The organism is Micromonospora sp. DSM 43699 (assembly GCF_055517075.1).
This window is the reverse complement of sequence record NZ_JBTMMT010000056.1, coordinates 1-25,786: the sequence shown is the minus strand read 5'-3', so window position 1 is coordinate 25,786 and position 25,786 is coordinate 1. Positions and strand designations below refer to the sequence as shown.

Annotated in this window: 26 protein-coding genes; 5 read left to right on the top strand and 21 right to left on the bottom strand. The window is 73.6% G+C overall.

All coding sequences use genetic code 11. From position 1 onward, the window contains the following. Positions 1–42 precede the first annotated feature (42 nt). Entirely contained in the window at positions 43–585 is a 543-nt protein-coding gene (locus AC0AIB_RS23355) for a GerMN domain-containing protein (protein WP_328347660.1), read from the top strand. Here the strand turns inward: AC0AIB_RS23355 and AC0AIB_RS23350 are convergent. From AC0AIB_RS23350 to AC0AIB_RS23340, 3 genes are read right to left on the bottom strand one after another with little or no spacing between them, the layout of a single operon-like run. Next, the gene (locus AC0AIB_RS23350; RefSeq protein ID WP_328348821.1) at positions 558–1,346 is read right to left on the bottom strand and encodes an ABC transporter ATP-binding protein; all 789 of its coding nucleotides are present in this window, start codon (positions 1,344–1,346) and stop codon (positions 558–560) included. The two genes, AC0AIB_RS23355 and AC0AIB_RS23350, sit on opposite strands and share 28 nt — an antisense overlap. A 43-nt stretch (positions 1,347–1,389) precedes the next feature. Further along, entirely contained in the window at positions 1,390–2,460 is a 1,071-nt protein-coding gene (locus tag AC0AIB_RS23345) for a FecCD family ABC transporter permease (RefSeq protein ID WP_328347658.1), read from the bottom strand. After that, positions 2,457–3,392: a FecCD family ABC transporter permease gene (locus AC0AIB_RS23340; protein ID WP_442930816.1), complete on the bottom strand. Its 936-nt coding sequence runs from the start codon at positions 3,390–3,392 to the stop codon at positions 2,457–2,459. The genes AC0AIB_RS23345 and AC0AIB_RS23340 overlap by 4 nt, the downstream gene beginning before the upstream one ends. Before the next feature lie 211 nt (positions 3,393–3,603). Between AC0AIB_RS23340 and AC0AIB_RS23335 the strand changes: the two genes are divergently transcribed. Beyond that, entirely contained in the window at positions 3,604–4,638 is a 1,035-nt protein-coding gene (locus AC0AIB_RS23335) for an ABC transporter substrate-binding protein (protein WP_465097485.1), read from the top strand. A gap of 128 nt (positions 4,639–4,766) precedes the next feature. Here AC0AIB_RS23335 and AC0AIB_RS23330 read toward each other — a convergent pair whose 3' ends face one another. Continuing rightward, positions 4,767–5,066: a hypothetical protein gene (locus AC0AIB_RS23330; RefSeq protein WP_442930753.1), complete on the bottom strand. Its 300-nt coding sequence runs from the start codon at positions 5,064–5,066 to the stop codon at positions 4,767–4,769. 205 nt (positions 5,067–5,271) lie between these two features. Here AC0AIB_RS23330 and AC0AIB_RS23325 point away from each other — a divergent pair, with 205 nt between their 5' ends. After that, on the top strand, positions 5,272–6,111 hold the full coding sequence (locus tag AC0AIB_RS23325) for an ATP-grasp domain-containing protein (RefSeq protein ID WP_328347652.1): 840 nt from the start codon (positions 5,272–5,274) through the stop codon (positions 6,109–6,111). Here the strand turns inward: AC0AIB_RS23325 and AC0AIB_RS23320 are convergent. The 4 genes from AC0AIB_RS23320 to pgi form a co-directional block, all read right to left on the bottom strand. Then, positions 6,051–6,809, bottom strand: coding sequence for a lysoplasmalogenase (locus AC0AIB_RS23320; protein WP_328347650.1), 759 nt, complete (start codon positions 6,807–6,809; stop codon positions 6,051–6,053). The two genes, AC0AIB_RS23325 and AC0AIB_RS23320, sit on opposite strands and share 61 nt — an antisense overlap. Then, positions 6,806–7,633, bottom strand: a complete 828-nt coding sequence (locus AC0AIB_RS23315; RefSeq protein ID WP_465097484.1) for a sterol desaturase family protein — start codon at positions 7,631–7,633, stop codon at positions 6,806–6,808. Before AC0AIB_RS23315 ends, AC0AIB_RS23320 begins: the two co-directional genes overlap by 4 nt. A gap of 101 nt (positions 7,634–7,734) precedes the next feature. Then, positions 7,735–8,436, bottom strand: coding sequence for a FadR/GntR family transcriptional regulator (locus AC0AIB_RS23310; RefSeq protein ID WP_328347646.1), 702 nt, complete (start codon positions 8,434–8,436; stop codon positions 7,735–7,737). A gap of 152 nt (positions 8,437–8,588) precedes the next feature. After that, a complete protein-coding gene (gene pgi / locus AC0AIB_RS23305; RefSeq protein ID WP_328347644.1) occupies positions 8,589–10,226 on the bottom strand; it encodes a glucose-6-phosphate isomerase in 1,638 nt (545 codons plus the stop codon). A gap of 238 nt (positions 10,227–10,464) precedes the next feature. Between pgi and AC0AIB_RS23300 the strand changes: the two genes are divergently transcribed. Continuing rightward, positions 10,465–12,414 carry an ABC transporter ATP-binding protein gene (locus AC0AIB_RS23300; protein ID WP_465097483.1) on the top strand — a complete coding sequence of 650 codons (1,950 nt, stop codon included), beginning with the start codon at positions 10,465–10,467 and terminating at the stop codon, positions 12,412–12,414. A gap of 89 nt (positions 12,415–12,503) precedes the next feature. Here the strand turns inward: AC0AIB_RS23300 and AC0AIB_RS23295 are convergent, their stop codons facing one another. From AC0AIB_RS23295 to AC0AIB_RS23270, 6 genes are all read right to left on the bottom strand, one after another. Further along, on the bottom strand, positions 12,504–13,781 hold the full coding sequence (locus AC0AIB_RS23295; RefSeq protein ID WP_465097482.1) for a molybdopterin-dependent oxidoreductase: 1,278 nt from the start codon (positions 13,779–13,781) through the stop codon (positions 12,504–12,506). Between the two features lie 91 nt (positions 13,782–13,872). After that, positions 13,873–14,508, bottom strand: a complete 636-nt coding sequence (locus AC0AIB_RS23290) for a hypothetical protein (protein WP_328347638.1) — start codon at positions 14,506–14,508, stop codon at positions 13,873–13,875. Further along, on the bottom strand, positions 14,505–15,923 hold the full coding sequence (locus tag AC0AIB_RS23285) for a selenium-binding family protein (RefSeq protein WP_465097481.1): 1,419 nt from the start codon (positions 15,921–15,923) through the stop codon (positions 14,505–14,507). The genes AC0AIB_RS23290 and AC0AIB_RS23285 overlap by 4 nt, the downstream gene beginning before the upstream one ends. A gap of 14 nt (positions 15,924–15,937) precedes the next feature. After that, the gene (locus AC0AIB_RS23280; RefSeq protein WP_465097480.1) at positions 15,938–16,876 is read right to left on the bottom strand and encodes an ABC transporter ATP-binding protein; all 939 of its coding nucleotides are present in this window, start codon (positions 16,874–16,876) and stop codon (positions 15,938–15,940) included. Next, positions 16,849–17,682, bottom strand: a complete 834-nt coding sequence (locus tag AC0AIB_RS23275; protein WP_328347634.1) for an ABC transporter permease — start codon at positions 17,680–17,682, stop codon at positions 16,849–16,851. The genes AC0AIB_RS23280 and AC0AIB_RS23275 overlap by 28 nt, the downstream gene beginning before the upstream one ends. Beyond that, positions 17,679–18,650 carry an aliphatic sulfonate ABC transporter substrate-binding protein gene (locus AC0AIB_RS23270; RefSeq protein ID WP_465097479.1) on the bottom strand — a complete coding sequence of 324 codons (972 nt, stop codon included), beginning with the start codon at positions 18,648–18,650 and terminating at the stop codon, positions 17,679–17,681. The genes AC0AIB_RS23275 and AC0AIB_RS23270 overlap by 4 nt, the downstream gene beginning before the upstream one ends. A gap of 130 nt (positions 18,651–18,780) precedes the next feature. Here AC0AIB_RS23270 and AC0AIB_RS23265 point away from each other — a divergent pair, with 130 nt between their 5' ends. Continuing rightward, positions 18,781–19,941 (top strand): LLM class flavin-dependent oxidoreductase, encoded by a 1,161-nt coding sequence (locus AC0AIB_RS23265; RefSeq protein WP_465097478.1) that lies wholly within the window; start codon positions 18,781–18,783, stop codon positions 19,939–19,941. 340 nt (positions 19,942–20,281) lie between these two features. On the opposite strand, the gene AC0AIB_RS23260 is transcribed toward AC0AIB_RS23265, so the two are convergent. The 7 genes from AC0AIB_RS23260 to AC0AIB_RS23230 form a co-directional block, all read right to left on the bottom strand. After that, positions 20,282–20,791, bottom strand: coding sequence for an NUDIX domain-containing protein (locus AC0AIB_RS23260; RefSeq protein WP_328347628.1), 510 nt, complete (start codon positions 20,789–20,791; stop codon positions 20,282–20,284). 34 nt (positions 20,792–20,825) lie between these two features. Then, the gene (locus tag AC0AIB_RS23255; RefSeq protein ID WP_328347626.1) at positions 20,826–21,476 is read right to left on the bottom strand and encodes an NADAR family protein; all 651 of its coding nucleotides are present in this window, start codon (positions 21,474–21,476) and stop codon (positions 20,826–20,828) included. A gap of 74 nt (positions 21,477–21,550) precedes the next feature. After that, positions 21,551–22,192 carry an SRPBCC family protein gene (locus AC0AIB_RS23250; protein WP_328347624.1) on the bottom strand — a complete coding sequence of 214 codons (642 nt, stop codon included), beginning with the start codon at positions 22,190–22,192 and terminating at the stop codon, positions 21,551–21,553. Beyond that, positions 22,189–22,560, bottom strand: coding sequence for an ArsR/SmtB family transcription factor (locus AC0AIB_RS23245; RefSeq protein ID WP_465097494.1), 372 nt, complete (start codon positions 22,558–22,560; stop codon positions 22,189–22,191). The genes AC0AIB_RS23250 and AC0AIB_RS23245 overlap by 4 nt, the downstream gene beginning before the upstream one ends. Before the next feature lie 36 nt (positions 22,561–22,596). Next, a complete protein-coding gene (locus AC0AIB_RS23240) occupies positions 22,597–23,307 on the bottom strand; it encodes a peptidoglycan recognition protein family protein (protein ID WP_328347622.1) in 711 nt (236 codons plus the stop codon). 112 nt (positions 23,308–23,419) lie between these two features. Then, positions 23,420–24,154: a lysozyme gene (locus AC0AIB_RS23235; protein WP_465097477.1), complete on the bottom strand. Its 735-nt coding sequence runs from the start codon at positions 24,152–24,154 to the stop codon at positions 23,420–23,422. Positions 24,155–24,446: 292 nt separating this feature from the next. After that, on the bottom strand, positions 24,447–25,784 hold the full coding sequence (locus tag AC0AIB_RS23230) for a flavin monoamine oxidase family protein (RefSeq protein ID WP_465097476.1): 1,338 nt from the start codon (positions 25,782–25,784) through the stop codon (positions 24,447–24,449). Positions 25,785–25,786 lie beyond the last annotated feature (2 nt).

Below are 25,786 nucleotides of genomic sequence, written 5' to 3'. Positions count from 1 at the left end.
CCGGCCGGGAGCCGGCGGCAGTCTCCGGCGGGGTGGTGGTGGGTGCTGCTGCCGGTGGTGGCGGTGCTGGTGGTCGCCGGGTGCGGGGTGCCCGTCGACGAGCGGCCCAGGGCCGTCGAGCCGCCGTTCGGGCCGCCGGCCGCCCCGGCCGCAAGTAGTGCCCCGGGCCGGGTGGGACAGGCGTTCTGCCTGGTCCGCGACGGCCGCTTGGCCCGTACCGTCCGGCAGGTCGACGCCGTCGGTGGGGTGGACGGGCAGCTACGCCGCCTGCTGGCCGGGCCGACCCGGGCCGAACGGGCGGCCGGGTTCGGCACCGCCCTGCCCGGCGCGGTGCACGTGCTGGGTGCCCGGCTGGTCGACGGACGGGCCCAGGTCGAGGTGGAGCCGCTGGGGGAGGAGTCCGGCCGCAGCGACGAGGTGCTGGCGTACGGGCAGATCGTCTGCACCCTGGACGGCCGCTCCGACGTCTCCGGGGTGTCGTTCCTGCTGCGCGGCCGACCGCTGGAGGTGCCCCGGGCCGACGGCTCGCTGTCGTCCGGCCCGTTGACCGCCGCCGACTACCCCGCGGTCACCGGCCCGGACTGACTCCTGCGCCGGGCCCGGGGCACGACCAGCGGGGTGCCGGTCTCCGGGTCCTCGACGATCCGGCAGGGCAGCCCGAACACCTCCTCGACGAGGGCGGCGGTGACCACCTCGCGCGGGTCGCCCTGGGCCACCACCCGACCGTCGCGCATGGCGATCAGGTGGGTGGCGTACCGGGCGGCGTGGTGCAGGTCGTGCAGCACCGCGACCAGGGTTCTGCCCTGCTCCTCGTGCAGCCGGGCGCACAGGTCGAGCACTTCGATCTGGTGCGCGACGTCCAGGTAGGTGGTGGGTTCGTCGAGCAGCAGCAGGGAGGTCTGCTGGGCCAGCGCCATCGCGATCCAGACCCGCTGCCGCTGCCCGCCGGAGAGTTCGTCGACGGGCCGCCCGGCCAGTTCACCGACGCCGGTGGCGGCCATCGCCTCGGTGACCACCCGCTCGTCCTCGGTCGACCACTGCCGCAGCAGCCCCTGGTGCGGGTAGCGGCCCCGGGCGACCAGGTCGGCCACCGTGATGCCCTCCGGCGCGACCGACGACTGCGGCAGCAGCCCGAGGGTACGGGCCACCTCCCGGGACCGCACCGAGTGGATGTCCCGACCGTCGAGCAACACCGTGCCGGCGGCCGGTCGCAGCGTCCGGGCCAGGGCGCGCAGCAGGGTGGACTTGCCGCAGGCGTTGGGTCCGATCACCACCGTGAACGACCGGTCGGGTACGGCCACCGACAGGTCCCGGGCCACCACCCGCCGCTCGTAGGCCAGGGTCAACCCGACCCCGCCCAGCCGACTCTCCTGCGTCACCACGTCCTCCTCAGATCCGTGCCGCGCGACGTCGCGCGGCGAGCAGCCACACCAGGTAGGCCCCACCGATCAGCCCGGTGACCACCCCGACAGGAAGTTGGTGGCCGTCGATGGCCCGCTGGGCGGCCAGGTCGGCGGCGAGCAGCAGCACCGCCCCGATCCCGGTGGCGGCGGCCAGGTTCGGCCCGGGAGCCCGGGTGAGCCGGCGGGCCAGGTGCGGCGCGACCAGGGCCACGAAGGAGACCGGCCCGGCGGCGGCGGCTGCCCCGGCGGCGAGCAGCACCGCCGCGCCGAGCAGCAGTTGCCGGACCCGGGACACCGGCACGCCGAGTGCGGTGGCGGTGTCGTCCCCCAGCTCGATCATGGACAACGGCCGGGCGACGCCGACCACCACCGGCGTCAGCAGCGCCAGCAGGCCGAGCAGCGGGACGGCCTGCGCCCAGCCCCGCCCGTCGAGGCTGCCGGTGAGCCAGAGCACGGCCCGGGCCGCGTCCATCAGCGGGGCCCGGGTGAGCAGCCAGCCGTTGACGCCGGTGAGGATGGCCGTGGTGCCGATGCCGACCAGCACCAGCCGGTAGCCGGGCAGGCCGTGCCGACCGGCCACCGCCCAGAGCAGCAGGCCGGTGCCGAGCCCGCCGAGCAGGGCCGCGCCGGAGAGCAGCAGGGTGCCGCCGCCGGCCACCACCACGACCAGCGCGCCGGTCGCCGCGCCCTGGGTGACGCCGAGTACGTCGGGGCTGCCCAGCGGGTTGCGGACCAGGGACTGCAGGATCGCGCCGGAGAGCGCCAGGGCGGCCCCGACGCCGAGCGCGGTGACCAGCCGGGGCAGCCGCAGCTCGCCGACGATGAAGTCCTCGGCGGGGGTGCCGCCGCCGGTGAGGGTGCGCAGCACGTCCGCGGGGCTCATCGGGTAGTCGCCGCCGCCGATCGCGAGCACCCCGAGGACGACGGCCAGGGCGGTGACACCCGACCCGACCGCCAGGGACCGGCCGTGCCACCGTACCGAGCGGTTGCCGAGCCGGAGCACCCGGACCGGTGGGCGGGTGCCGGCCGGTGGTGCGGTGAGTCGCGCGCTCTTCATCGGCGGGCCACCAGACGCAGGAACAGCGGCCCGCCGAGCACGGCCGTGACCAGGCCGACCTGGAGTTCACCGGGTCGGCCGAGAACCCGGCCGAGCACGTCGGCGCCGAGCAGCAGCACCGGGGCGAGCACCGCCGCGTAGGGCAGCAGCCAGCGCAGGTCCGGGCCGGTCAGTGCGCGTACCAGGTGGGGGACGAGCAGGCCGACGAAGACGATCGGGCCGCAGGCGGCGGTGGCCGCGCCACAGAGCAGGGTGACCGCGGTGACCGTGCCGGCCCGGACCAGGGCGGGTCGGGCGCCGAGTGCGCGGGCCGCGTCGTCGCCGAGGGCGAGGGCGTTGAGTGGGCGGGCCCCGGCCAACCCGACCAGCAGGCCGGCCAGGATGAACGGTGCCACCGTGGCGACGGTGGTGAAGTCCGCGACGGCCAGCGAGCCGACCGTCCAGAACCGCAGCCGGTCCAGCGAGGCCGCGTCGAGCAGCATCATCGCGCTGACGTACGAGTAGAGCACCGCGTTGAGGGCTGCCCCGGCCAGCGCCAGCCGTTCCGGGGTGGCCTGCCGGCCGCCGCCGACGGCGTGCACCGCCACGGTGACGACCACCGCCCCGAGCAGGGCGAACCAGATCCACCCCCGCACCGTGGCGACGCCGAACAGTGCGGTGGCGGTGGCCACGGCGGCGGAGGCGCCGGCGTTGATGCCGAGCAGGCCCGGGTCGGCCAGCGGGTTGCGGGTGAGCGCCTGCATGAGCGCCCCGGCCACCCCGAGGGCCGCGCCGGCGAGCAGACCGAGCAGCGTACGGGGCAACCGCATCTGCCGGACCACCGCGTGCTCGGGGGAGGTGGTGGTGACCAGCCCCTGCCAGACCTCGACGAGGGTGAGCTGTTTCGCGCCGACGGCGATGCTGAGCACCGCCACGGCGACGAGCAGCAGCAGACCGAGGCCGAGCCCGGCGGCCCGGACCCCGTTGCGCCGGCGGGACGGCACCACCCCCGGTGGGGCGGTGGGTGTGGAGAGGGTGACGGACAGGGTCGGCTCCGGGTGGACGAGAGCGGCGCGCGCCGCCGGTTGACAGCGATTTAGGTTAGGTTAACCTAACCGTGCCGTCGCGGATCATCGCGGTCCGGGCCTGATCGAAAGACGTCACATGCTGCCTTCCTCGTCCTCACCCCGACTCTCCCGCCGGGGCCTGCTCGCCGCCGGTGGCGGTGCCGCCCTGACTGCCCTCCTCGCCGCCTGCGGCGGGGGTGACGACCCGGCGAAGCCCGCTGCCAACGGCTCTGCCGGCCCATGGAGCTTCACCGACGATCGCCGACGCAAGGTCGACGCGGCCACCGCGCCGACCCGGGTGGTCGCCTTCACCGGGGTCGCCGCGGCGCTTGTCGATTTCGGACTCGACTCCCAGCTCGTCGGGGTGTTCGGCGAGACCACCCGCACCGACGGTTCCCGTGACCCGCAGGCCGGGGATCTCGACGTCGACAAGGTCACCGTGCTGGGCAACGTCTGGGGTGAGTTCAACGTGGAGAAGTACGCCGCGCTGCGCCCCGAGCTGCTCGTCACCCACATGTACGACCCGGACGCCCTCTGGTACGTCCCGGACGAGAGCCGGGACAAGATTCTCCAGCTCGCGCCGAGCGTGGCGATCACCACCGCCCGTACCCCGATGACCCGGCCCATCGAGGGCTACGCCGAACTGGCCCGCTCGCTCGGGGCGGACCTCTCGGCCAAGAAGGTCACCGACGCCAAGGCCCGGTTCGAGGCCGCCGCCGAGCAGGTCCGGGCGGCGGTCAAGGCCAACCCGGGCATCCGGGTGATGGCCTCCTCCGGCAGCCCCGACCTGTTCTACGTCTCCAACCCCAAGGTCAGCACCGACCTGATGTACTTCGCCGAGCTGGGCGTCGAGATCGTGGTGCCCACCAAGCTCGAAGCAGGCGACTACTTCGAGGCGTTGAGCTGGGAGAACGCCGGTAAGTTCCCGGCCGATCTGATCCTGCTGGACAACCGCTCCACCGCGTTGCAGGCCAAGGACCTCGCGGCCAAGCCCACCTGGGCGCAGCTACCCGCCGTCAAGGCCGGCCAGGTGACCCCGTGGGACGCGGTGCCCCGCTTCTCGTACGCCGGGGCGGCGCCCCTGCTGGAGAACCTGGCCACCGCGATCCGCTCCGCCAAGCGCCTCGGCTGACTGCCGGGTCAGGTCTTCGGCAGCCCACCGGCGCGGTCCGGGGGCGAGACAGGGAGAAGGCAGGTCGCGTCCCCCTCACCGGTCCGGTGCGCCAGCCGCCGGGGGCGAGGGGGACGGCGGTCGACGGCTCAGGCCGCCTCGACGGTACGCGCGCGCCGCGCGGGCCGAACGGGCTGCTCCCGTACGGTGCGTCGGTCGTCGACGACGCCGGTCGTCACGTCGCCGGCCATGGTCAGCGCCCGGTGGGCGTTGCGCGTGGCGTCGCAGGGCCACTCCTGGTGTTCGCACAGCAGGTTGTCGCAACGCCCGCCCTGGTCGGGATGGTGCGCGTCGATCACATCGAGGGCCATCCGCCACAGGAGCGGATCGGTCACCCCGGCGGGAACGGCGGCTCGGGTATGTCGCTGCGGGCGGTCGGTGTCGGACACGGTCTCCCCCTTTGTCGGTACCGAAGAAGAGTCTCCACCCCACACGCAAGCGAAACCAACCGCCCGGGGTGGGGATGACCACCGCCACGCTGCGGAACTGTCCGACAGCGTGACCGTTCGTGCCCCCATTCCGGGTAAATCCGTGTGCCGCGTTCGCGGGAAAAGACGGTGGTTGCGGGCGGGTCGGCCGGGGGAGGATGCGGGGATGCTGTTGATCGTCCCCGCCGACCCGCTGCGTCCCCGTCGACCGGACCCGCACTTCGTGGCGGAGGCGCAGGCCGCGCGGGAGGCCGGTCACCCGGTCGCCGTCGTCGACCACGACGCCCTCGCGGCGGGGCGGGACGTCACCCGGGCGGTCGCCGGCGTGCCCGCCGCCGACGACGCGGTCTACCGGGGCTGGATGCTCTCCGCCACCGGCTACGCGGGTTTCGCCGGGGCGCTGCGCGCCCGGCAGGTCACCCTGCGCACCGACGCCGACCGGTACCGCCGGGCCCACGAACTGCCCGGGTGGTACGCCACGGCGGCGGCGCTCACCCCGGAGTCCCGCTGGACGGTCGGCGTCGACCGGGCCGACTTCGACCGCATCCGTACCGGGTTGGGCAGCGGCCCGGCGGTGCTGCGGGACTGGACCAAATCCGCCAAGCACCACTGGCACGAGGCGTGTTTCGTGCCGGAGTTGGCCGACGGTGAGGCCGCCTGGCGGGTCGCGACCCGGCTACGCGAACTGCGCGACGACGACGTTGCCGGTGGTTTCGTGCTGCGCCGCTTCGAACCCCTGTCCGGCGTCGAGATCCGCACCTGGTGGGTGGGTGGTCGCTGCGTGCTCACCGGCCCGCATCCGGACACCCCGACGGAACTGCCCGACGTGCCGGTGGACCTCGGGCCGCTGGCCGCCGTGGTGACGGCGCTCGACCTGCCCTTCGTCACCGCCGACCTGGCGTGGCGGGCCGACGGCCGGTGGCGGCTGGTGGAGATCGGCGACGGTCAGGTCAGCGACCGCCCGTCCACGATGGCCCCGGAGGCCCTGGTCGCCGCCCTCGGCTGAGCCGGGTCGGCGCGGGGCCCGACCCGGGGGGCGTCGGCGGCCGGTGGGCGGCCCGCCCAGCCGGTGGTGATCAGCAGCAGGGCGGCGAGGTAGGTGGTCATCACCCACAGCCCGTGGCCGGGCAGCCGGATGCCCGTCGCCTCGACCCCGATCAGCAGGTCGGACAGGAGGAACAGCGCGCCACCGGCGGCCACCCGCCGGGACACCCCCCAGCCGGCGGCGGCCATCAGGGTCAACGCCAGGCTGTAGCCGAGTACCGGTAGCCGCAGGTCACCCAGCCGGCCCCAGAGCAGCGCGTTGCCCGCGGCCCACAGCGCGAGACAGCCGGCGACGGACACCGCCGGTGGTCGCCGGTGGCGCAGGAACGCGGTCAGGAAAGCCAGCTGGGTGCCGAGGAAGCACCCCATCCCGAGCAGGAACGCGGTGGTGCCGGGCACCAGCAGCGCCACGTCACCGGCGGTCGCGCAGACCAGCCCGGTCGCCACCGGGTCCCACCGCCGGCGTGCGGCGAGCAGCCAGCCGAGCAGCAGCGGGGCGAGCAGTGGCTTGGCCGCCCACTGCACGGCCGGCGCGTCGAGGGCGACCCCGGTCAGCTCGACGACGGCGGCCAGCCCGAACGCCCCCAGCCACCACCGACCGGCCACGCCGGACGCCGGCCCGCCCCGGGCGGGCCGCCGGGTGGTGCGGGCGCGGCTCATCGGACGGGCTGCCAGCCGGGGCGGCCGAGGACGTGCCCGAGCCGGTGCCGCCACGAACCGGCCCGCCGGACGTCGGCCCAGATCGCGGCGTACTCGTGGGTGGCCACCCGCAGCGGGTTGTAGGTGCCGATGTTCGTCGTCAGCCCGTACCGCACGGCGGTGTCCTCCCGGGCGAAGCTGCCGAAGAGCCGGTCCCAGACGATCAGGATGCCGCCGTAGTTGCGGTCCAGGTACTCGCGGTTCGCGCCGTGGTGCACCCGGTGGTGCGACGGGGTGTTGAAGACCCACTCGACCGGTCGGGGCAGCCGGTCGATCCGCTCGGTGTGCAGGAAGAACTGGTACAGCAGGCTGACCGACTGCTGGAGGAAGATCATCCAGGGTGGGATGCCGAGCAGCGCCAGCGGCAGCCAGAACGGCAGCGAGGTCATCGGCGTCCAGCTCTGCCGCAGCGCGGTGGAGAGGTTGAAGTGGGTGCTGGAGTGGTGCACCACGTGGCTGGCCCAGAACAGGCGTACCTCGTGGTGGGTGCGGTGGAACCAGTAGTACGCCAGGTCGTCGGCGAGGAACAGCAGCACCCAGGTCCCGACGCTGGTGGGGGAGAGCTGTACCGGAGCGACGGTCCACAACGCGACGTAGAGGCCGATGGTGAGCAGTTTCCACGGGAAGCCGATCAGTTGGCTGCCGGCGCCCATGGTGAGGCTGGTGGTGGTGTCCCGCAGCTCGTAGCCGCGTTCGTCGTCGTCCGGCGCGAACCGGTACGACCACGCCTCGATGGCGATGAGCAGCAGGAACGCCGGTACGGCGTAGAGCACGGCGGGGATCATGCGCGACGTTCCCTTCCGGGGGACGGGCGGCGGGGGTGGACGCCCGGGACGGGTCGGCGGGTGGGGGGGTGGTGCGGGTCGACCGGTGGGGGGACCGACGGTCAGCCGGTCGGGCTGGTGAGGGACGCGGTGAGCAGGGTGTGTGCCTCGGTGGCGGCGTCGTCGCCCCGGCCGTCGGCGATCGCGGCGGCCAGCCGGCGGTGCCCGGCGACGTCCAGCAGTTCGGTCGCGCGTCGGGCCGGCGGCACCTCGCCGACGGCCAGCGCCCCGGCCACCAGGCTGTTGAAGGAGAGCAGGTAGGCGGTGTTGCCGCTGCCGGTGACGATGTGCCGCCACAGTGCGATGTTCGCCTCGGCCATCGCGGACAGGTCCGGGGCGAGCGCGGCGAAGCCCTCCACGGTGTCGACCACGACCCGTCGTACCGCCCCGGTGGCCCGGGCGGCGCAGCACCGGGCCGCGTCGACCCCGACGCAGGCGCGCATCTCCAGCATGTCCCGGACCAGGTTCTCCACCGGCAGCACGTCGCCGGACTGGGCGAGGGACAGGGCCAGGTCGAGGCCGGCGTGCACCCGCCAGTCCAGCACCCGGGTGACGCCGCCCTGGCTGACCCGCACCAGCCCGAGCTGTTGGAGCCGGCGCAGCGCCTCCCGCACGGCGTGCCGGTTGACGGCGAACGCGGCGGCCAGCTCGCGTTCACCGGGCAGCGGGTCGCCCGGCTGGTGCGCCCCGCTGACGATGCCGTCGCGGAGCTGGGCGAAGACGTGGTCGGAAACGGAGCTGCGGGGCACGGGGACGAAGGCCACGGCAGCAGTGTGCCGGCGTACCCATCAACCCGTCAACTGGTTGGACCAGCCGTACCGAAAGAAACGGCGGCCGGGTCGGGTGACCAGGCCGCCGTCCCGACGGATCTCGGCGATGGCCGTTGCCGGGGTGCCCGGGAACAGCCGCGCGGACCTCAGGCCCGGCCGCGCTCCCGACGGTAGCGGCGGATCAGCGCCGCGGTGGAGGAGTCGACGTCGGACAGGTCCGGCGCGTCACCGGTCAGCTTCGGCGCGAGCTGGTTGGCCATCACCTTGCCCAGCTCCACGCCCCACTGGTCGAACGGGTTGATGTCCCAGACCGCGCCGCAGGTGAACACGATGTGCTCGTAGAGCGCGATGAGCTGGCCCAGCGTCGACGGGGTGAGCTTCGGCGCGATGATCGAGGTGGTCGGGTGGTTGCCCGGCATCACCCGGTGCGGCACCACGTCGGCCGGGGTGCCCTCCGCCTCGACCTGCTCCTTCGTCCGGCCGAAGGCCAGCGCGGCGGTCTGCGCGAAGAAGTTCGACATGAACAGGTCGTGCATCTCGCCCAGGTCGTGGTTGGGCTGGCTGAACGCGATGAAGTCCGCCGGGATCAGCAGGGTGCCCTGGTGGATCAGCTGGTAGAAGGCGTGCTGGCCGTTGGTGCCCGGCTCACCCCAGAAGATCTCCCCGGTCGGGTGGTCGACAGGCGTGCCGTCCAGGGTCACCGACTTGCCGTTGCTCTCCATGGTGAGCTGTTGCAGGTACGCCGGGAACCGGTGCAGGTACTGCGAGTACGGCAGCACGGCGTGGGTCTGCGCGCCGAGGAAGTCGACGTACCAGACGTTGAGCAGGCCCAGCAGCGCCGGCAGGTTCCGCTCCACCGGCGCGGTGCGGAAGTGCTCGTCGACGGCGTGGTAACCGGCCAGCAGCTCGCGGAACCGGTCCGGCCCGACCGCCAGCATCACCGACAGCCCGACCGCCGACGGCAGCGAGTACCGGCCACCCACCCAGTCCCAGAAACCGAACATGTTCTCCGGGTCGATGCCGAAGTCGGCGACCCGGCCGGCGTTGGTGCTCACCGCCACGAAGTGCTTCGCGATGGCCGCGTCGTCGTCGGCGTCGAGGCCCGACAGCAGCCAGGTCTTGGCCTGCTCGGCGTTGGCAAGCGTCTCCTGGGTGGAGAAGGTCTTCGACACCACCACGAACAGGGTGCTCGCCGGGTCCAGGTCGTGGGTCTTGTCGTGGATGTCGGTCGGGTCGATGTTCGAGACGAACCGGCAGGTGATCCCCGCGTCCCGGTACGCCTTGAGTGCCTCGTACGCCATCACCGGCCCGAGGTCGGAGCCGCCGATGCCGATGTTGACCACCGTGCGGATCCGCTCGCCGGTGTGCCCGCGCCACTGCCCGGAGCGGACCCGCTCGCTGAACGCGGCCATCCGGCCCAGCACCCGGTGCACGTCGGCCACCACGTCCTGACCGTCCACGGTCAGCGCGGCGTCGCGCGGCAGCCGCAACGCGGTGTGCAGCACCGCCCGGTCCTCGGTGGAGTTGATGTGCTCCCCGGCGAACATGGCGGCGACCCGGTCGGTCAGCCCGACCCGCCCGGCCAGCGCGGTGAGCAGCCCGATCGTCTCGTCGGTGACGAGGTTCTTGCTGTAGTCGACGTGCAGGTCGGCGACCTCGCCGGTGAGCCGCTCACCCCGTTGCCGGTCGGCCGCGAACAGCTCCCGCAGGTGGGTGCCGCGCATCGTCTCGGCGTGCTTGCGCAGCGCCTGCCATTCGTCGGTGGTGGTCACACTCGCAGCCATCGGGTCGATCTTCTCCTTCACGACGGTCGTCGGCGTCCCGCGCGGTGCGCCGACGGTTCGCCTCCAGCCTGCCACCCGGGGCGCGACCACGCGACGCGACCCGGCGCAGCCGGCGGTCGACCGGGGTCGACGACACGCCAATGCGACAGGTGTACGACACGCCGGACACGTGACGACACCGCGCCGTCGCTGACAGTAGGCTCGCCCTGCCCCGCCCCCCTTCGGCCCGGGAGGACCCATGGCGACGGTGACCGGCCCCCGCCGTTCGACAACTGCCGGCGAGCCCGGCGAGCCCGGTGGGTCCGCCGACACCGCCGGGTTGGATCTGCCGGAGCTGGCCGACGGTGACTGGATGCACCACGCCACCGAGTTCGCGCACACCAGTTTCCAGGCGGTGGCCCGCCGGCTGCCCCGGCTGGTCCGCGAGGCCGTCGCGCTGGCCTGGTCGACCAACCGCCGGGACACCCTGGTCGCGATCGGCCTGAATCTCGCCGCCGGGGTGATGACCACGCTCGGCCTGCTCGCCACCACCGGCGTACTGCGGGAGTTGTTCGCCGCCGGCCCGACCCCGGACCGGGTCCGCGCCGCGCTGCCCGCGCTGGTCCTGGCCGCGGCGGCGGTGGCCGCCAAGGGTGCGTTGACCGTCACCGCCGGCTGGGCGCAGGCCCGGCTGATCCCGCAGATCAACTATGCGGTGGAGTTGCGGCTGTTCGAGACCACCACGGCGGTCGAGCTGGCCGCCTTCGACGACGCCGGTTTCGCCGAGGAGATGGACCGGGTCCGGGACCGGGGGATGGCCGAGGCGGCGTCCATCGTGGACCACACCGTCAACCTGATCACCGGGGTGGTGGGCGTGCTGGCCACCGCCGCCGCGGTGACCGTGATCCAACCGGTGCTGCTGCCCTGCCTGCTGCTCGCCGCCGTGCCGGAGGCGGTGACCGCGGTGCGGATGGCCCGCCGGCAGTACCTGGACATGCTGGCCCGGATCAACCGTCGTCGGCGGATGTGGATGCTGGCCCACCTGATGGCCAACCGACACACCGCCGCCGAGGTCCGGGCCTACCAGATGCGTGGCTTCCTGCTCGCCGAGTTCCGCCGGATGATGACCGTGGAGACCGCCGCGCTGCTCCGGTTGGCCCGGGCGCAGAGCCGGACCCGGGCGGTCGGGATGTCCGTCGGCGGGATCGCCGCCTTCGCGGTCTACGCGGTCCTCGGCGGGCTGCTGCTCACCGGCATGGTCGCGTTGGCGGCGGCGGCGACCGCCCTGCTCGCCCTCCAGTCGGCGCGCAGCAGCCTCGCGCTCGCCGTCTACGCCACCAACAACCTCTACGAGGACGCCCTCTACTACCAGGACTACCGGGACTTCCTCGACCGCGCCGACAGCCGTACCGCCACCGCGCAGGGGCGGCCCGTCGCCGGCTTCGACGCCATCGAGCTGGACCGGGTCAGCCTCCGCTACCCGGACACCGACGCCCCGGCGGTGGACGAGGTCAGCCTCACCGTCCGCCGGGGTGAGGTGGTCGCCCTGGTCGGCGAGAATGGCTCCGGCAAGACCACCCTGGCCAAGCTGATCGCCGGGCTCTACCGGCCCACCGGCGGGGTGATCCGGTGGGACGGGGTCGACGTGGCGGAGTTGGACCCGGCGGCGACCGCCGCCCAGGTGGCGGTGATGACGCAGGACTGGTGGAGGTTCCCGTTCACCGCCGGGCAGAACATCCGCATCGGCCGGCACGACCGGGCCCCGGGCGCGGCCGGGCCCACCGTCGAGGACGCCGCCCGGTCGGCCGCCGCGCACGACATGATCGCCGGGCTGCCGTTCGGCTACGACACCCTGCTGGCCCGGGAGTTCAAGAACGGTCACGACCTCTCCGGCGGGCAGTGGCAGCGGCTGGTGGCTGCCCGGGGCCTCTACCGGGACGCCCGACTGTTGATCTGCGACGAGCCGTCGGCGGCCCTCGACGCCCGCGCCGAACACGCGCTCTTCGCACACCTGCGGCGGCGTCCCGACCGGACGGTCGTGCTGATCACCCACCGGCTGGCCAACGTCCGGCACGCCGACCAGATCTTCGTGATGGACCACGGTCGCCTGATGCAGCAGGGTGACCACGACACGTTGATGGCCGCCGATGGACCCTACCGGGAGTTGTTCGACCTCCAGGCGAGCGGCTACCTCGCCGCCTCCGAGTAGTGGCGGCTCCGGCGTCGCCAGGCCCCGGCGGGGGACGACCCCGGAGACGACGGCGGCCGCCCGTCGCACCCGGGCGGCCGACGCGCGGGTCAGACCGCCTTCACCGGGTGTCGGACCACCCCGTCGAAGAGGTACCCGAGGTCGTTGCGCGCGGCCCGGTCGGGCTGGCCCCGACCTGTCACGTCCACCGCGCGGGCCCGCAACGTCCACCGGCCGGCGGTCGGCGGACACCACCGCGTCGACCACCGCTGCCAGGGCCCGCCCCGGTCCGCCCCGACCAGGGTGGCGGGGTGCCACCCGTCGCCCGTGTCCACCTCGACCCGGTCGATCGGGCCGGCCCCGGACCAGGAGCGACCGGTCACCGTGATCTCGACTCCGGCCGCCAGCCGGGCGTCCCAGGGCAGCTCGAACGCGCTCTTGACCGACTGGGTGTCGACCGGCCCACCGCCGGTCGGGTGCCCGGGGCCGAGCATCCGGTAGAGGCTGGTGTTCCACGGGGAGAACAGCGGGGTGGTGGAGACCTCGACCGCGCCGACCCACTTCACCGAGGAGATGCCGATCCAGCCGGGCACCACCACCCGGACCGGGAAACCGTGGTCCAGCGGCAGCGGCGCACCGTTCATCTCGTACGCCAGCAGCACGTCGTCGAGGGCCTTGCCGATCGGCAGCGGACGACGAACCCGGCCCAGGTCGACACCCCCGGTGACGTATGCCGGGTCAAGGCCCTCCGGCATCACGTCCACCGCGTCGGCGGTCAGCCCGGCGTGACGCAGCACGGTGGCCAGCGGCACGCCCCGCCAACGGGCCACCCCGACACCGCCGAGCCGCCACTGCACCCCCGGGGCCGGGGTGTCCTGCTGGGCGGCGAAGAAGTGCCTCCCGTTGCCGGCGCACTCGACCAGGGCGGGGATCTCGACGGCGGGCATCGCCCGCAGGTCGGCATGGTCGAACTCGACCGGGGCGTCCCGGGTCGGTGCGCCGCGCAGGCCGTCGCCGAACAGCCGCAACCGCCAGCTGTCGACGTCGAGCCGGGGGGTGTGGGTGTGGTTGCGGACGAAGAACCGGTCGTTCGGCACCACGTACCCCTGCCCGGCCATCGCCTCCCAGCGCATCTCGGCGTTGCTCTCCAGGGGGGTGAGCAGTGCGGGAGCGAGTGGCTTGACGATGCCCGGGTCCACCCCGACTGGCTCGGCGGCGAGGGCGACCGGCCCCCGTTCGTCGGCTGCGGCGGCGAGGGCGCTCATCGCCGTACCCAGTTCGATCAGTTCGGTGCGGGACATTCCGTCCCCCCGGGCCTGGCCGGCCAGCCACTGCCGGGCCCGGCGGGCGTCGTGGTCGGCCTCGTCGTACGACAGGGTGGACGACACCGGAACTCCTTCGACTCGACGGCAAGTCCTATTCAATCAGTAGGAGTTGCCGTCGGGCAGGGCCGCCGGTGGACGCTGGTCGGCCGTTCGGTCAGATCGCGGCGGCCAACGTCACCACACCGGCGGCGACAAGCGCCCCGGCCCAGAGCCGGTCCACGTTGAACCAGGCCCGGCGCAGCACCCCGACGCCGAGCACCTCGTACACCACAAGCGCGACGGTCAGCGCGACGCCCAGCATGGCCAGCGTGTGCACCCCGGCCGCGACCAGCCCGGGCAGCGCGCCGGCCGACGCCGCCGCCAGGTGCCCGGCGTGCCCGCCGGTCGACGGCGGGTCGGCCAGCAGCACCGGCAGCAGCATCAGCCCGGCGCCGTGCGCCGACGACATCAGGAACGACCAGCCCGCGAGCTGCGCCGCCGACAGTCGCATCCCGGCCCAGCGGAAGTGCCGCTGCGACAACAGCCGCCACAGCCCGAAACCGACAAGCACCACCCCGCCGGTCACCGTCAGCGCGGTGCTGGCGGTGACCGACCGGGTGGCGGTGACCAGCGCGGCGACCACCGCCACCGAGGCCAGGTGCCCCGCCGCGATCGGCGGCAGCGCGGCCAGCAGCGCCGCCCGGCGGCGCTGCTGCAACCCCCGGGCGACCGCGAGGAGCCAGCCCATCGCCGGGTTCAGCCCGTGGAACGCGCCGAGCGCCGCCAGCGCCAGCAGGGTCCGCCCGGTCACGGGAAGCAGTACGAGTCGGAGCTGGCGTCACCGCCCTGCAACCGGGTCTGGTGCACCCGCAGCCCACGGAACTCCTCCCCGTGCGGGAAGAACCGCTCGTCGGGGGTGAGCCCGCCGTGTTCCGGGTCGACGTCCAGCTTGGCCAGCCAGGCGCCCACCCCGTCGGGGTAGAACTGGTCGTCCCAGGAGCCGTAGAGCGAGTTGCTGACGTAGACCCGCCGGCCGTCCCGACTGATCTCCACCATCTGCGGGCCACCTGCCAGCGGCTCGTCCGGCGCGGCCGGGTGGGCGGTGCGCGCCACGATGCCACCGAGCAGCACCGAGCCGACCAGCACCGGGTGGAACGGGTCGCTGACGTCGTACTGGCGCAGCTCGCCGGTGCCCCAGCAGGAGACGTAGAGGAACCGGTCGTCCACCGACAGGTCGATGTCGGTGACCAGCGGTGGGACCGCGCCGAACGGCTTGAGCAGGTCGGGAAGGTCAGCCGGATCGGCCGGTTCGGCGGGGATGTCGATCACCCGGGTCACCGCCCACGGGGCGTCCGCCCCGGTGCCGTCGCGGTGCCACAACCAGACCGACGCGGACAGGTCCTCGACGCTGATCACCACCCCGACGAAGCCGTACGACTGCGTCGGGTCGTGCGCGGGACGCAGCTCCAGCGGCATCTGGTACTGGTCGCCCAGGTCGACCCGTTGCACGTGCCGGCGCGTGGCGAGGTCCCAGAAGTGGATCGCGTGCCCGTATCTCCGCCCCAGCAGCAGCTCGCCGACGATGCCGTCCTCGATCATCGACGGGGTGCCCCACTCGCTGGTGACCAGGACGTCCTGGGTGAGGTGCCACCACACGTCGTACGCCAGGAACTGTGGACCCCGGTCGGCCTCCCAGGCTCCGCGGACTCCGAAGGTGGTGTGGTCGAGCACGGCGATGCCGCCGGGGCCCTGTGCGCCGTCGACACCGCCGAGTGCCGACAGGTAGATGCCGTCCGGGCCACAGTGCACGGTGTGCGGGCGGGAGTAGCCGGCCTTCTCGGCCAACTCCTCCGCGCCGATCACCTTGACCAGGTGCGGGGCGCGCGGATCCGGCCGGGTGTCGAAGACGTGGATCCGCGACGACCGCAGCCCCGGCACGATCAGGTAACGCCGCTCGACGTGCGGGTGCGGGGCGGTCGGGCAGAGCGCGCTGCTGCACGCGTTCCACCCGAAGTGGTGCAGTTCGTCGCCGGTGTACGGCAGGTCGGTCCAGCCGACCACCCGCCCGTAGTCGGCGGACTCCGGATCGGTGTCGAGCACGGCGATCGCGTCGGGCCGCTGCGCCGTACGGTCGAACGCGGCGACGTAGGCCAGCTTCTCGGCGGGCGCGGTGGCCGCCTCGCGGGGCGAGGGGTAGAAGCTCGGGTCGGGTGTCCAGCGGGTCATCGGGTCTCCGGTGGTCAGACGGCGGGTACGCCGAGGCGGTCGAGGAGGCGGCGGCGCAGCGCGCCGAAGGCGGGATGGTCGGGGGACCGGGCGGGCCGGTCTGCGGGACGGTTGGCGGGCTGGTCGGCGGGCCGGTCGCCGGGGCGGTCGCCGGGGCGTGGAGTCAGCGGGGTGGGGCCCAGGTCGACGGGGATCTCCTCGGCGATGACGCCGTCGTCGAGCAGCAGGATCCGGTCGGCCAGCAGCAGTGCCTCGTCGACGTCGTGGGTGACCAGCAGGGCGGCGAAGCCGTGCTCGGCGCGCAGCCGGCGCAGCAGGGACTGCATCCGCAGCCGGGTCAGCGCGTCGAGCGCCCCGAACGGCTCGTCGAGCAGGAGCAGGTCCGGCTCGCGTACCAGGGCACGGGCCACCGCGACCCGTTGCGCCTGCCCGCCGGAGAGTTCGGCCGGCCAGGCGCGGTGCCGGTCGGCCAGCCCCACCTCGGTCAGCGCCCGGTCCACCCGGGCGCGCACGTCGGGGCCGGTCAACCCCAGCGCGACGTTGTCGCCGACCCGCTTCCAGGGCAGCAGCCGGTGTTCCTGGAAGACCACCGCGGCGGTGCCGCGCAGTCCGGTCCGGCCGGTGGCCTCGGCGTCCAGGCCGGCGAGGACCCGCAGCAGGGTGCTCTTGCCGGAGCCACTGCCACCGAGCAGCGCCACCACCTCACCGGCGGCGATGGTCAGGTCGACCCCGGCGAGCACCGGTCGCCCGTCGAAGGCCCGCCGCACCGCGTGCGCGGTGAGCACCGCCCCCTCGCCGGTCGCCTCGCCCGCCGGGCCGGTCGCCTCGCCCGCCGGGCCGGTCGCCTCGCCCGCCGGGCCGGTCGCTTCGGCCGCCGGGCTGTCGGCCTCGCCCGCCGGGCCGGTCGCCCTGCCGGTGGCGCCCGTCAGGTCGCCCGTAGTCCGCGCCGCCATGTCAGCGTCCTCCTCTCCAGCACCCGCAGGGCGACGTCGGACGCCAGCCCGAGCAGTGCGTAGATGACCAGGCCCAGCACCACCACGTCGGTCTGGCTGAACTCGCGGGCCTCCATCATCAGGAAGCCGACGCCGGTCTGGGCGTTGACCTGTTCGCCGACGACGAGGCTGAGCCAGGCCGCCCCGATCGCCAGCCGCAATCCGAGGAACAGCGACGGCAGCGCCCCGGGCAGCACCACGTGCCGTAGCCGGGCGGCGGGGCCGAGTCCGCAGGTGCGGGCCGCCTCGACCAGCCGTTCGTCGATGTCCCGGATGCCGGCGTAGGTGTTGAAGTAGATCGGGAAGAAGACACCGAGCGCGACCAGGGTGATCTTCAACGACTCACCGATCCCCACCCAGATGATCAGCAGCGGGACGAGCCCCAGGTGGGGCAGCATCCGGGCCATCTGCACCGGCGGGTCGACCAGGTCGTCGCCGAGCCGCAGCAGACCGGCGGCGGCCCCGAGCACCAGCGCCAGCACCCCGCCCACGAGCAGCCCGACACCGGCCCGGGTGAGCGAGTCGAGCAGGTGGACGCCGAGGGTGCCGTCGCCGGCCAGCCGTACGCCGGTGGTGAGGACCCGGCTCGGTGCCGGCAGCTTCTCCGGGGCCAGCAGTCCGGCGCGGGCGGCGGCCTCCCAACCGGCGACGAGCACGACCGGGCTGACCAGCCGCCACCAGCGGACCCCGGGCCGGCGGCGCGGGCCGGCGTCGGGTGGGGCCGCGACGGCGGTCGGCGGCGCGGTGACCAGCACGGTGCTGCTCACTGGAACACCGCGCTGAACCGGTCGTCGACCCGACCGGAGATGTCGACCGGGCCGGGGACCAGTTCGAGGGTGGTGAAGCCGTCCGCGATGGCCTGGAGTTCGGCCCCGACGGCGGGGGAGACCGGGGCCAGCGGCCGGGCGCTGCGGGCCAACGCCCGGGTGGTGACGTCCAGCGGGATCTTCAGCTCGGGTGCGAGCACCGCGGCGCGCTCCTGCGGGTGCGCGATCCCCCAGTCGGTGACCTCCCGGTACGTCTTGAGGAAGGCGCGGACGTCGTCGGTGCGGTCCCGCACCACCCCGGGAGCGGCCAGCACGTACTCCCGGTTGCTGGCCAGGCCGGTGGCGTCGGCGAGGACCTTCACCCCGGGCTGCTCGGCGAGGGCGAAGTACGGGTCCCAGATGATCCAGGCGTCGACCTGTCCGTTGTCGAACGCCGGTCGTCCCTCGGCCGGCTTGAGGTACTTGACGTCGACGTCCCTGAGTGTCATCTTGTTCGCCTCCAGCAGGCGGACCAGCAGCCAGTGGACGTTGCTGCCCTTGTTCAGCGCCACCGTCCGACCGCGCAGGTCGGCGAAGGTCTTCAGGCCGCTGCTCTCCTTGACCAGCACCGCCTCACCCTGGGGGATCGGGGCCGAGGTGCCGATCACCGAGAAGGGGATCTTCGCGGCGGCGGCGAAGACCGGGGGCGCCTCGCCGACCTGCCCGATGTCGATCGAACCGGCCTTGAGTGCCTCGGTGAGGGCGGGACCGCTCTCGAACAGTGACCACTGGGCGTCCGGCGCGGCGTTGCGGGCCTTGACCAGGCTCAGGCCGCCGAAGCGCTGGTAGCCGATGCGCAGCGGGCCGGTACCTGAGCCCGCGTCGGCGGCGTCGTCGGCACAGCCGGTGACCCCGCCGACGGCGACCAGCGACAGGGCGGTGAACAGGGCGGTGGCCAGGCGGCGCACGCTCCTCGGCGGGGTGGGCATGTCGGCTCCTCGGGGGGTGGACGGTGCGGTCGCACCGACGGGGATCGGCGGCGGGCAGTAACCTACCAAGCCGATAGGTTTTATGGGTAGCCTGTCGTGGTCGCCGTCCCATCCCTCAGGAGGACCCCCGATGCCGCTGACCTTCCACTGGTTCCTGCCCACCTACGGCGACAGCCGCGACATCGTCGGCGGTGGTCACGGTGTCGCGGTCGGCACCGCCGGCGGCGCCCGGCCCGCCACCGTCGCCTACCTCGGGCAGATCGCCCGTACCGCCGAGCAACTCGGCTTCGTCGGCGCGCTCACTCCGACCGGGGCGTGGTGCGAGGACGCCTGGCTGACCACCGCGATGCTCTCCCAGGTCACCGAACGGCTGAAGTTCCTGGTGGCGTTCCGTCCCGGCCTGCTCTCACCCACCCTCGCCGCCCAGATGGCCGCCACCTTCCAGCGGCTCTCCGGCGGCCGGCTGCTGCTCAACGTGGTCACCGGTGGGGAATCCGCCGAACAGCGCTCCTACGGGGACTTCCTCGACAAGGACGCCCGCTACGCCCGCGCCGACGAGTTCCTGAGGGTCGTCCGGGCGCTCTGGCGGGGGGAGACCGTCGACCACACCGGGGAGCACCTGCGGGTCGAGGGCGCCCGCCTTTCCCGACTGCCCGAACCAGTGCCCCCGATCTACTTCGGCGGCTCGTCCACCGCCGCCGGCCCGGTCGCCGCCCGACACAGCGACGTCTACCTGACCTGGGGTGAACCGCCCGCCCAGGTGGCTGAGAAACTAGACCGGATCCGGGCCCTCGCCACCGACGCCGGTCGGACGCCGCGCTTCGGCATCCGGCTGCACGTCATCGCCCGGGACACTGCCGATCAGGCATGGGCGCAGGCGGGCCGGCTGCTCGACGGCATCGACGAGGACGACGTCCGGGCCGCCCAGGAGGGGTTGCGGCGCAGCGAGTCCGAGGGGCAGCGGCGGATGCTCGCCCTGCACGGCGGCAGCCGGGACGGGCTGGAGGTCGCCCCCAACCTCTGGGCCGGGGTCGGGCTGGTCCGTGGTGGTGCGGGCACCGCTCTGGTGGGCAGCCACACCGAGGTCGCCGACCGGATCGCCGAGTACCACGCGTTGGGCATCGACGAGTTCGTCCTCTCCGGCCACCCGCACCTGGAAGAGGCGTACTGGTTCGGCGAGGGGGTGCTGCCGATCCTGCGGTCCCGGGGGTTGTGGCGGCACCCTGCCGGTGACCCGGCCCCCGACCTGGCGGCCAGCGCTCCCTTCGCTCCCCAGCCTGCCCGGGTCTGACCCACTGCCCTTCCGTGACTCACGGTGTTGCCGCCCTGATCGGCTCCATCCATTACTCACAGTGAACGTCGTAACCGTCGCTCCACTGCATCCTGGCAGGTGAATCGCGGCCGAACCGCCCTGAGCAGGTGTTTTCCTTCCGTGCCTCGCCACCCCCAACTACCTCGCGCAGTGGAGTGGTGAGGGGGAGCGATAGAAATTACGGTGCGTGACTGTGCGGTCGAAGCATCGTCGCCCGGCGGGGATCGGCGGTACAGCAGCGAGTCAGCGGACTGGCGAGTCAGCGGACCGATGGGTCAGCGGACCGATGGATCAGCGGACCGACGGGTGGAGCGGTGGGTCACCGCTGGCCGGCGAGGAAGTCGGCCAGCACCCGGGTGTGGGTGGAGAAGGCCAGCTCGACCGGCTCGGTGAGGACCAGCCACTCGGTGGCCTCCTCGGTGGGCGTCGACGCAGGTAGCTCCGCCGCCGGCCGCTCCGGCAGCACCCCGAAGACCATCATGGTGCCGCCGTGCGGAGCGCCGTGCACCGCGAACAGTCGCGCCCGCTGCGCCTCGTCCACCAGCCCGGTCTCCTCGCGCAGTTCCCGGACCAACGCCTCGGACCACTCCTCGCCGTACTCGACGAAGCCGCCGGGCAGGGCGAGCAGGCCCCGGGCCGGCTCGATGTCCCGGCGGACCACCACCAGGCCGAGGCCGGTGTCGGTACGGACCGGCAGCAGCGCCACCGCGACCGGGGTGGGATTGCGCCACACCGTCTCCCCACAGGCCGGGCAGAGACGGGGCCAGCCGGCGTCCGCCGGATAGGCCGCGCCGCAGTAGTGGCAGTGCGCGTACGGCAGGACGGTCATGCCGCCGCACGTTACCGCCCCGGGCGGGCCCCGCTCAGGTCAGGTCGACCGGCTCGGCTCGGCCCCGGCTTGCTCGGTCAGGGCAGGGCAGGGCCTCCGATTGGTCGCCGACCCGGTCGGGGCGGGCCGGTCGGTCGTCGCGTAGGACCCCACGGGCCTCCATCAGGGCGAAGCCGAGCAGGTTGAGCCCGCGCCAGCGGGCCGGATCCTCGGCGCGCGGGTCGTCGGCGGCCAGACCGACCCCCCACACCCGGTCGACCGGACTGGCCTCTACCAGCACCCGCTCCCCGGTGCCCAGCAGGTACGCCCGCAGGTCGGCGTGCTGGCCGAACTTGGCCAGGCTGCCGGCCAGCACGATGGCGTAGCGCTCGGCCTCCCACACCGCCGGGTCGAAGTGCCGGACCTCCCGGCCGATCGCCTTGGCCCGGTGCGGGTGGGCGGCGGCGAGCACCCGCTCACCGGCCTCGGTGTCGCCGAAGAGCAGCGCCTTGCGCCACATCATCCAGTGCTCGGCGGTGGGGAAGTGCCGCCCGTCGACGGTGAACGGGGCCGGCCACCACTGGCTCAGGCAGCTCTGGCCGACGGTGCCGTCCCGCCGGGGCCGGTGACCCCAGAAGCAGAGGTACTTCACCGGACGCCCGGCGCGGTGCAGGGCGAGGACGTCTTCGGCGCGGCGCATCGGCATGCCGCACAGTGTCCCCGCCGGCACCGACAACGCGCGCCCGGATTTCCGCCGGACCGGGACGCCCGTGGGGTGGGTCAGGCCGGCGGTGCGCCGGTGTAGGCGGCGATGGTACGGGCGGCGGCGGCTCTTGCGGCCTGCGGGTCGGTGCCACCGGCGATGTCGGCCTCGGCCCAGGCATCGCCGCTGAGCGTCATGAAGCGCCGCCCGTCCTCGGAGCCGATCCAGGTGACGGCCTGCTCGGGGGTGATCCCCCCGCCGTCGGGGTCCAGGTGACCGGCGAGGCCGAGCAGGCCGGAGTCCCAGCCGACGCCGACCGCCCCGGGGCCGTACTCGGTCCACCGCTCGTCGTCGACGTGGGCGACGTGTTCCAGGGTGAACCGGGTCCGATCCTCGCCTTCCGGGGTGAGGCGCACCTCGATCCAGCTGACCTCGCCGCCCATCTCCCAGGTGGCGGCGAAACTCTTCGGCGGGTCGCAGCGTTCCACCACGCCACCGGCGTTGCCCTCGAACTGGTAGCGGCCGTGCAGGCGCAGGTCGCCGGAGATCGGCAGGAACCAGCGGGGGATCCGGTCGACGTTGGTGCAGGCGTCCCAGAGGTCGTCCAGCGTGGCCCGGTACGTCTGGCTGATGGTCAGCACGCGTGCCTCGCCCGCCTCCAGGGTGCGGCTGCCCACGGTCCGCCGTACGGCGCTGATCTGGTGCGTGGTCTCGATCATGAGGTGCTCCGGTGCTCGGTCGGGTCGTCCGTCGTGGTGTGCGACAGCCGTTCGCGCCGACCTCGGGCGAGCTCGGTGGCCAGGGCGTCCAGCGCGGGCGTCCAGAACCGGCGGAACCCCTCCAGCCACTGGTCCACCTCGCGCAGTGGGGCGGGGTCGACCGCGTAGAGCCGCCGGGCGCCCTGCGGGCGGACGGTGGCGAAGCCGTTGTCCCGCAGCACCTTGAGGTGCTGCGAGACGGCGGGCTGGGTGATCCCGAACTCCTCCTGGATGACCGCGCAGACCCCGCCGGCGCTCCGCTCGCCCTGCGCGAGCAGTTCGAGGATGCGCCGGCGTACCGGGTCGCCGAGGACGTCGAAGGCGTGCACGGTGCCCTTTGTATCAGCCACGGCTTATATAAGCAATCACCCGAGTCGGGCGGCGACGGCGGCCCGCAGTTCGGGCAGCCGGTCGTGCAGCAGGCCGGGGCACTGGGTGCTGGCGAAATCCTTGTGGCCGTAGATCTGGCTGGCCGGGATGCCGTACTGCTGGCAGGTGAACGCACAGAAGACCACCAGGCTGTCCCAGAGCGCCTGCGGCGGTTGCACGTCGAGGTAGATGCCGTCGTTCTCGATGCCGATGGCCTGACTGTTCTGCCCCACGCAGTGCGCACCCTGCACCATGGTCCGTCCGTGCAGCAGCGCGTACAGGCTTCCGTGCCGGCCCTCGGTGAGCTGGCCGCCCCGGCTGTTGGTGAAGTGCTGCCCGGAGTCGAGCCAACCGTTGCCGTCCATGTGCAGGTCCTGGATCTCGCGTGAGTTGGCGTACGCGTGGGCCAGGCTGTAGTCGGTCGAGTTGGGAAACGCCGTGTGGTGCACGATGATCTTGTTGGGTCGGCTCTCCACCACGCCCACCGGCGACGACGGCGGCCGGGCCCCCCAGGTGGCGCAGTTGGCGATGACCGGCTGGTCGACAAGGCCGGCGGCGGCGCCGATGACGGCCGGGCCGCCGACCTGGGTGGTGGTGGCGGCGTGGGCGGCGGGTCCGCCGGTCGGGGGCGACGTGGTCGCTCCGGCGGCTACACCGAGCAGGACCGCGCCGCGCAGCACACTGCGCCGCGACACGGGTACGGACATGGCGGGCTCCTCGGGGTGACGGGAGGTGCCGGCCGCGGACCTGGTGGGCCCACGGCCGGCGGGCGGGGCGGCTGCGGCGTCGGTGGTGCTCGGGCTGATCAGGATGGGTGGGTCAGCAGGGGCCGTTGCAGGCCAGCACCCGGAGCCGGTCGAGGGTGCCGTTCCAGACGTTCTGGTCGCCCGGGAAGGTGCCCGACGACGCCCACTGCCAGAAGGAGTACGTGGACCAGCCGGCCGGCAGGGTGCCCACCGTGCCGGCGTAGCGGGCGATCCAGAGCGGGTTGTTGGCGGCGAAACCGCTGTAGTTGCCGGTGCAGGTGGTCCACCAGTCGGTGGTGGTGTAGATCGTCGCCCAGCGCCCGGTGCGGGAGTGGTACTGGTTGACGAAGGACGCGATCCAGCTGCGCATGGCGCTCTGGCTCAGCCCGTAACACGTCGCGCCGTACGGGTTGTACTCGATGTCGAGCGCGCCGGGCAGCGTCCGGCCGTCCTTCGACCAGCCGCCGCCGTGGTCGACGAAGTAGTTGGCCTGGGTGGCACCGGTCGTGGTGTCCGGCCGGGCGAAGTGGTACGCGCCCCGGATCATCCCGACGTTGTACGACCCGTTGTACTGCTGGGCGAAGTACGCGTTGGTGTAGTAGGTGCCCTCGGTGGCCTTGACGTAGGCGAACCGGGCGCCGTTGTTCCAGGCGGCGGACCAGTTGACGTTGCCCTGGTAACTGGAGACGTCCATGCCGGGCAGCCCGGCGGGGGCGGCGGCGGCCGGGGTGACGACGCCGAGCGTGGCGCTGGCGACCATGGTGGCGGTCGCCAGCAGCGTACCCGTGACCGTGCGGAGACGGTTCATCTTTCCTCCCTGGGGGATGCCGTGTGGGTGCGGCGGGAGCGACGAAAGGAACTGTCAGGTATTAGGTCACGAACGGAGAAAGCTTTCAATAGCTGTACTTAAGATTGTCGATATGTGCCGGTTGGTGGATCGGCGCAGGGCGCAACGGTCGACATCCGCCCAGACCGGGCCGGCCGAGGTTGTGGCGGGGCGGAACCCGGCCGGTCCGGTGGGGTTCAGGCAGTGGGGCGGGATTCAGGGGCTCGCGCGGGGGTGCAGGTGGTGGGTCGGGTTTCGGGCGGCGGGGTGGGGTTCAGGTGGTGGGGTGGGCGAGGATCTCGGCCGCCGCCCGCTCGCCGGCCAGCACCGCGCCCTCCAGGTAACCGGCCCAGGGGGTCGCCGTCTCGGTGCCAGCCCAGTGCACCCGCCCCACCGGCTGCCGCAGCGCGGGACCGTAGTCTCGCCACGAGCCGGGTGTCAGCGCCCCGCAGAAGCAACCCCGGGTCCACTCGTCGGCCGACCAGTCGTACTCGACGAGGTCGTCGGGCGCGGCGGCGGCCGGGCCGACCAACTCCACCAGCGCGGCCAGCACCGCCGCCCGCCGTTGGCCCGGCGACAGTCGGCGCAGTTCACGGGCCTGTCGACCGTAGCTGAACGCGGTCAGCACCCCGCGCGACGAGTCCGGGGTGGAGTTGTCCACCGTCTCCGTCACCGGCCCGTCGGCCGACGTGGTCACCCCGGAGCGCCCGTCGGCCCGCCAGAACGGCGTCGGGTAGACCGCGTGCAGTTTCAGCGCCACCCCCATCGGCATCCGCTGGGTCAGCCCGTCGCGCAGGGCGGGCAACGCCGGGGAGTACGTGATCCGGCCCGCCAGCGCCGGGGCCACCGCCACCACCACGGCGTCCGCCCGGTGCGCCCCCTCGTCGGTGTACGCCACCACGCCGAGATCGTCCTGGTGGATCGCCCGCACCGGTGCCCCGGACAGCACGGTCCCCGCTGGCAGCGCCGCCGCCATCCGCTCGGCCAGAGCCGCCGGCCCGCCCACGATCCGATCCTGCTGGGCACCGCCGGCCATCCCCAGCAGCAACCCGCTGCCACCCCCGCTGCGCAGGTAGAACAGCATCTGCAACAGCGACACCTCGTCCGGGTCTGCCGCCAGCAGTCCACCGGCGAGCAGCCGACCCACGTACCGGGCGGTCACCGGATCGGGCGCGGCGCTTGTCAACCACGCGCCGAGGGTGAGTCGATCCCACTCGTCCGCCCGCGCCGCCCGCCACGGCGCAGCCGGATCCACAGCGGCGGCGAAGCCGTCCAGCAGCTCCACGGTCCGCCACACCGACTCCGGCGGGGCCTCCCGCAGCCGTCCGTCCCAGCGCACCGCCGGCCGGCCGCGTGCCGCCGAGGGGAAGGTGGTCAGCCCGTGCCCGGCCACCAGCGCGGCCATCCGCTCCTGGGTCGGCCCGATCCACTGCGCACCCAGATCCAGCGCGGTGCCGTCGTCCAGCCGCCGGGTGAGCACCCGCCCACCGACCCGCCCCCGCGCCTCCAGCACCCGCACCCGCGCCCCACCCCGGCACAACGCCGCCGCAGCAGCGAGCCCCGAGAACCCCCCACCGACCACCACCACCCGCACCCACCACGCATACCCCACCC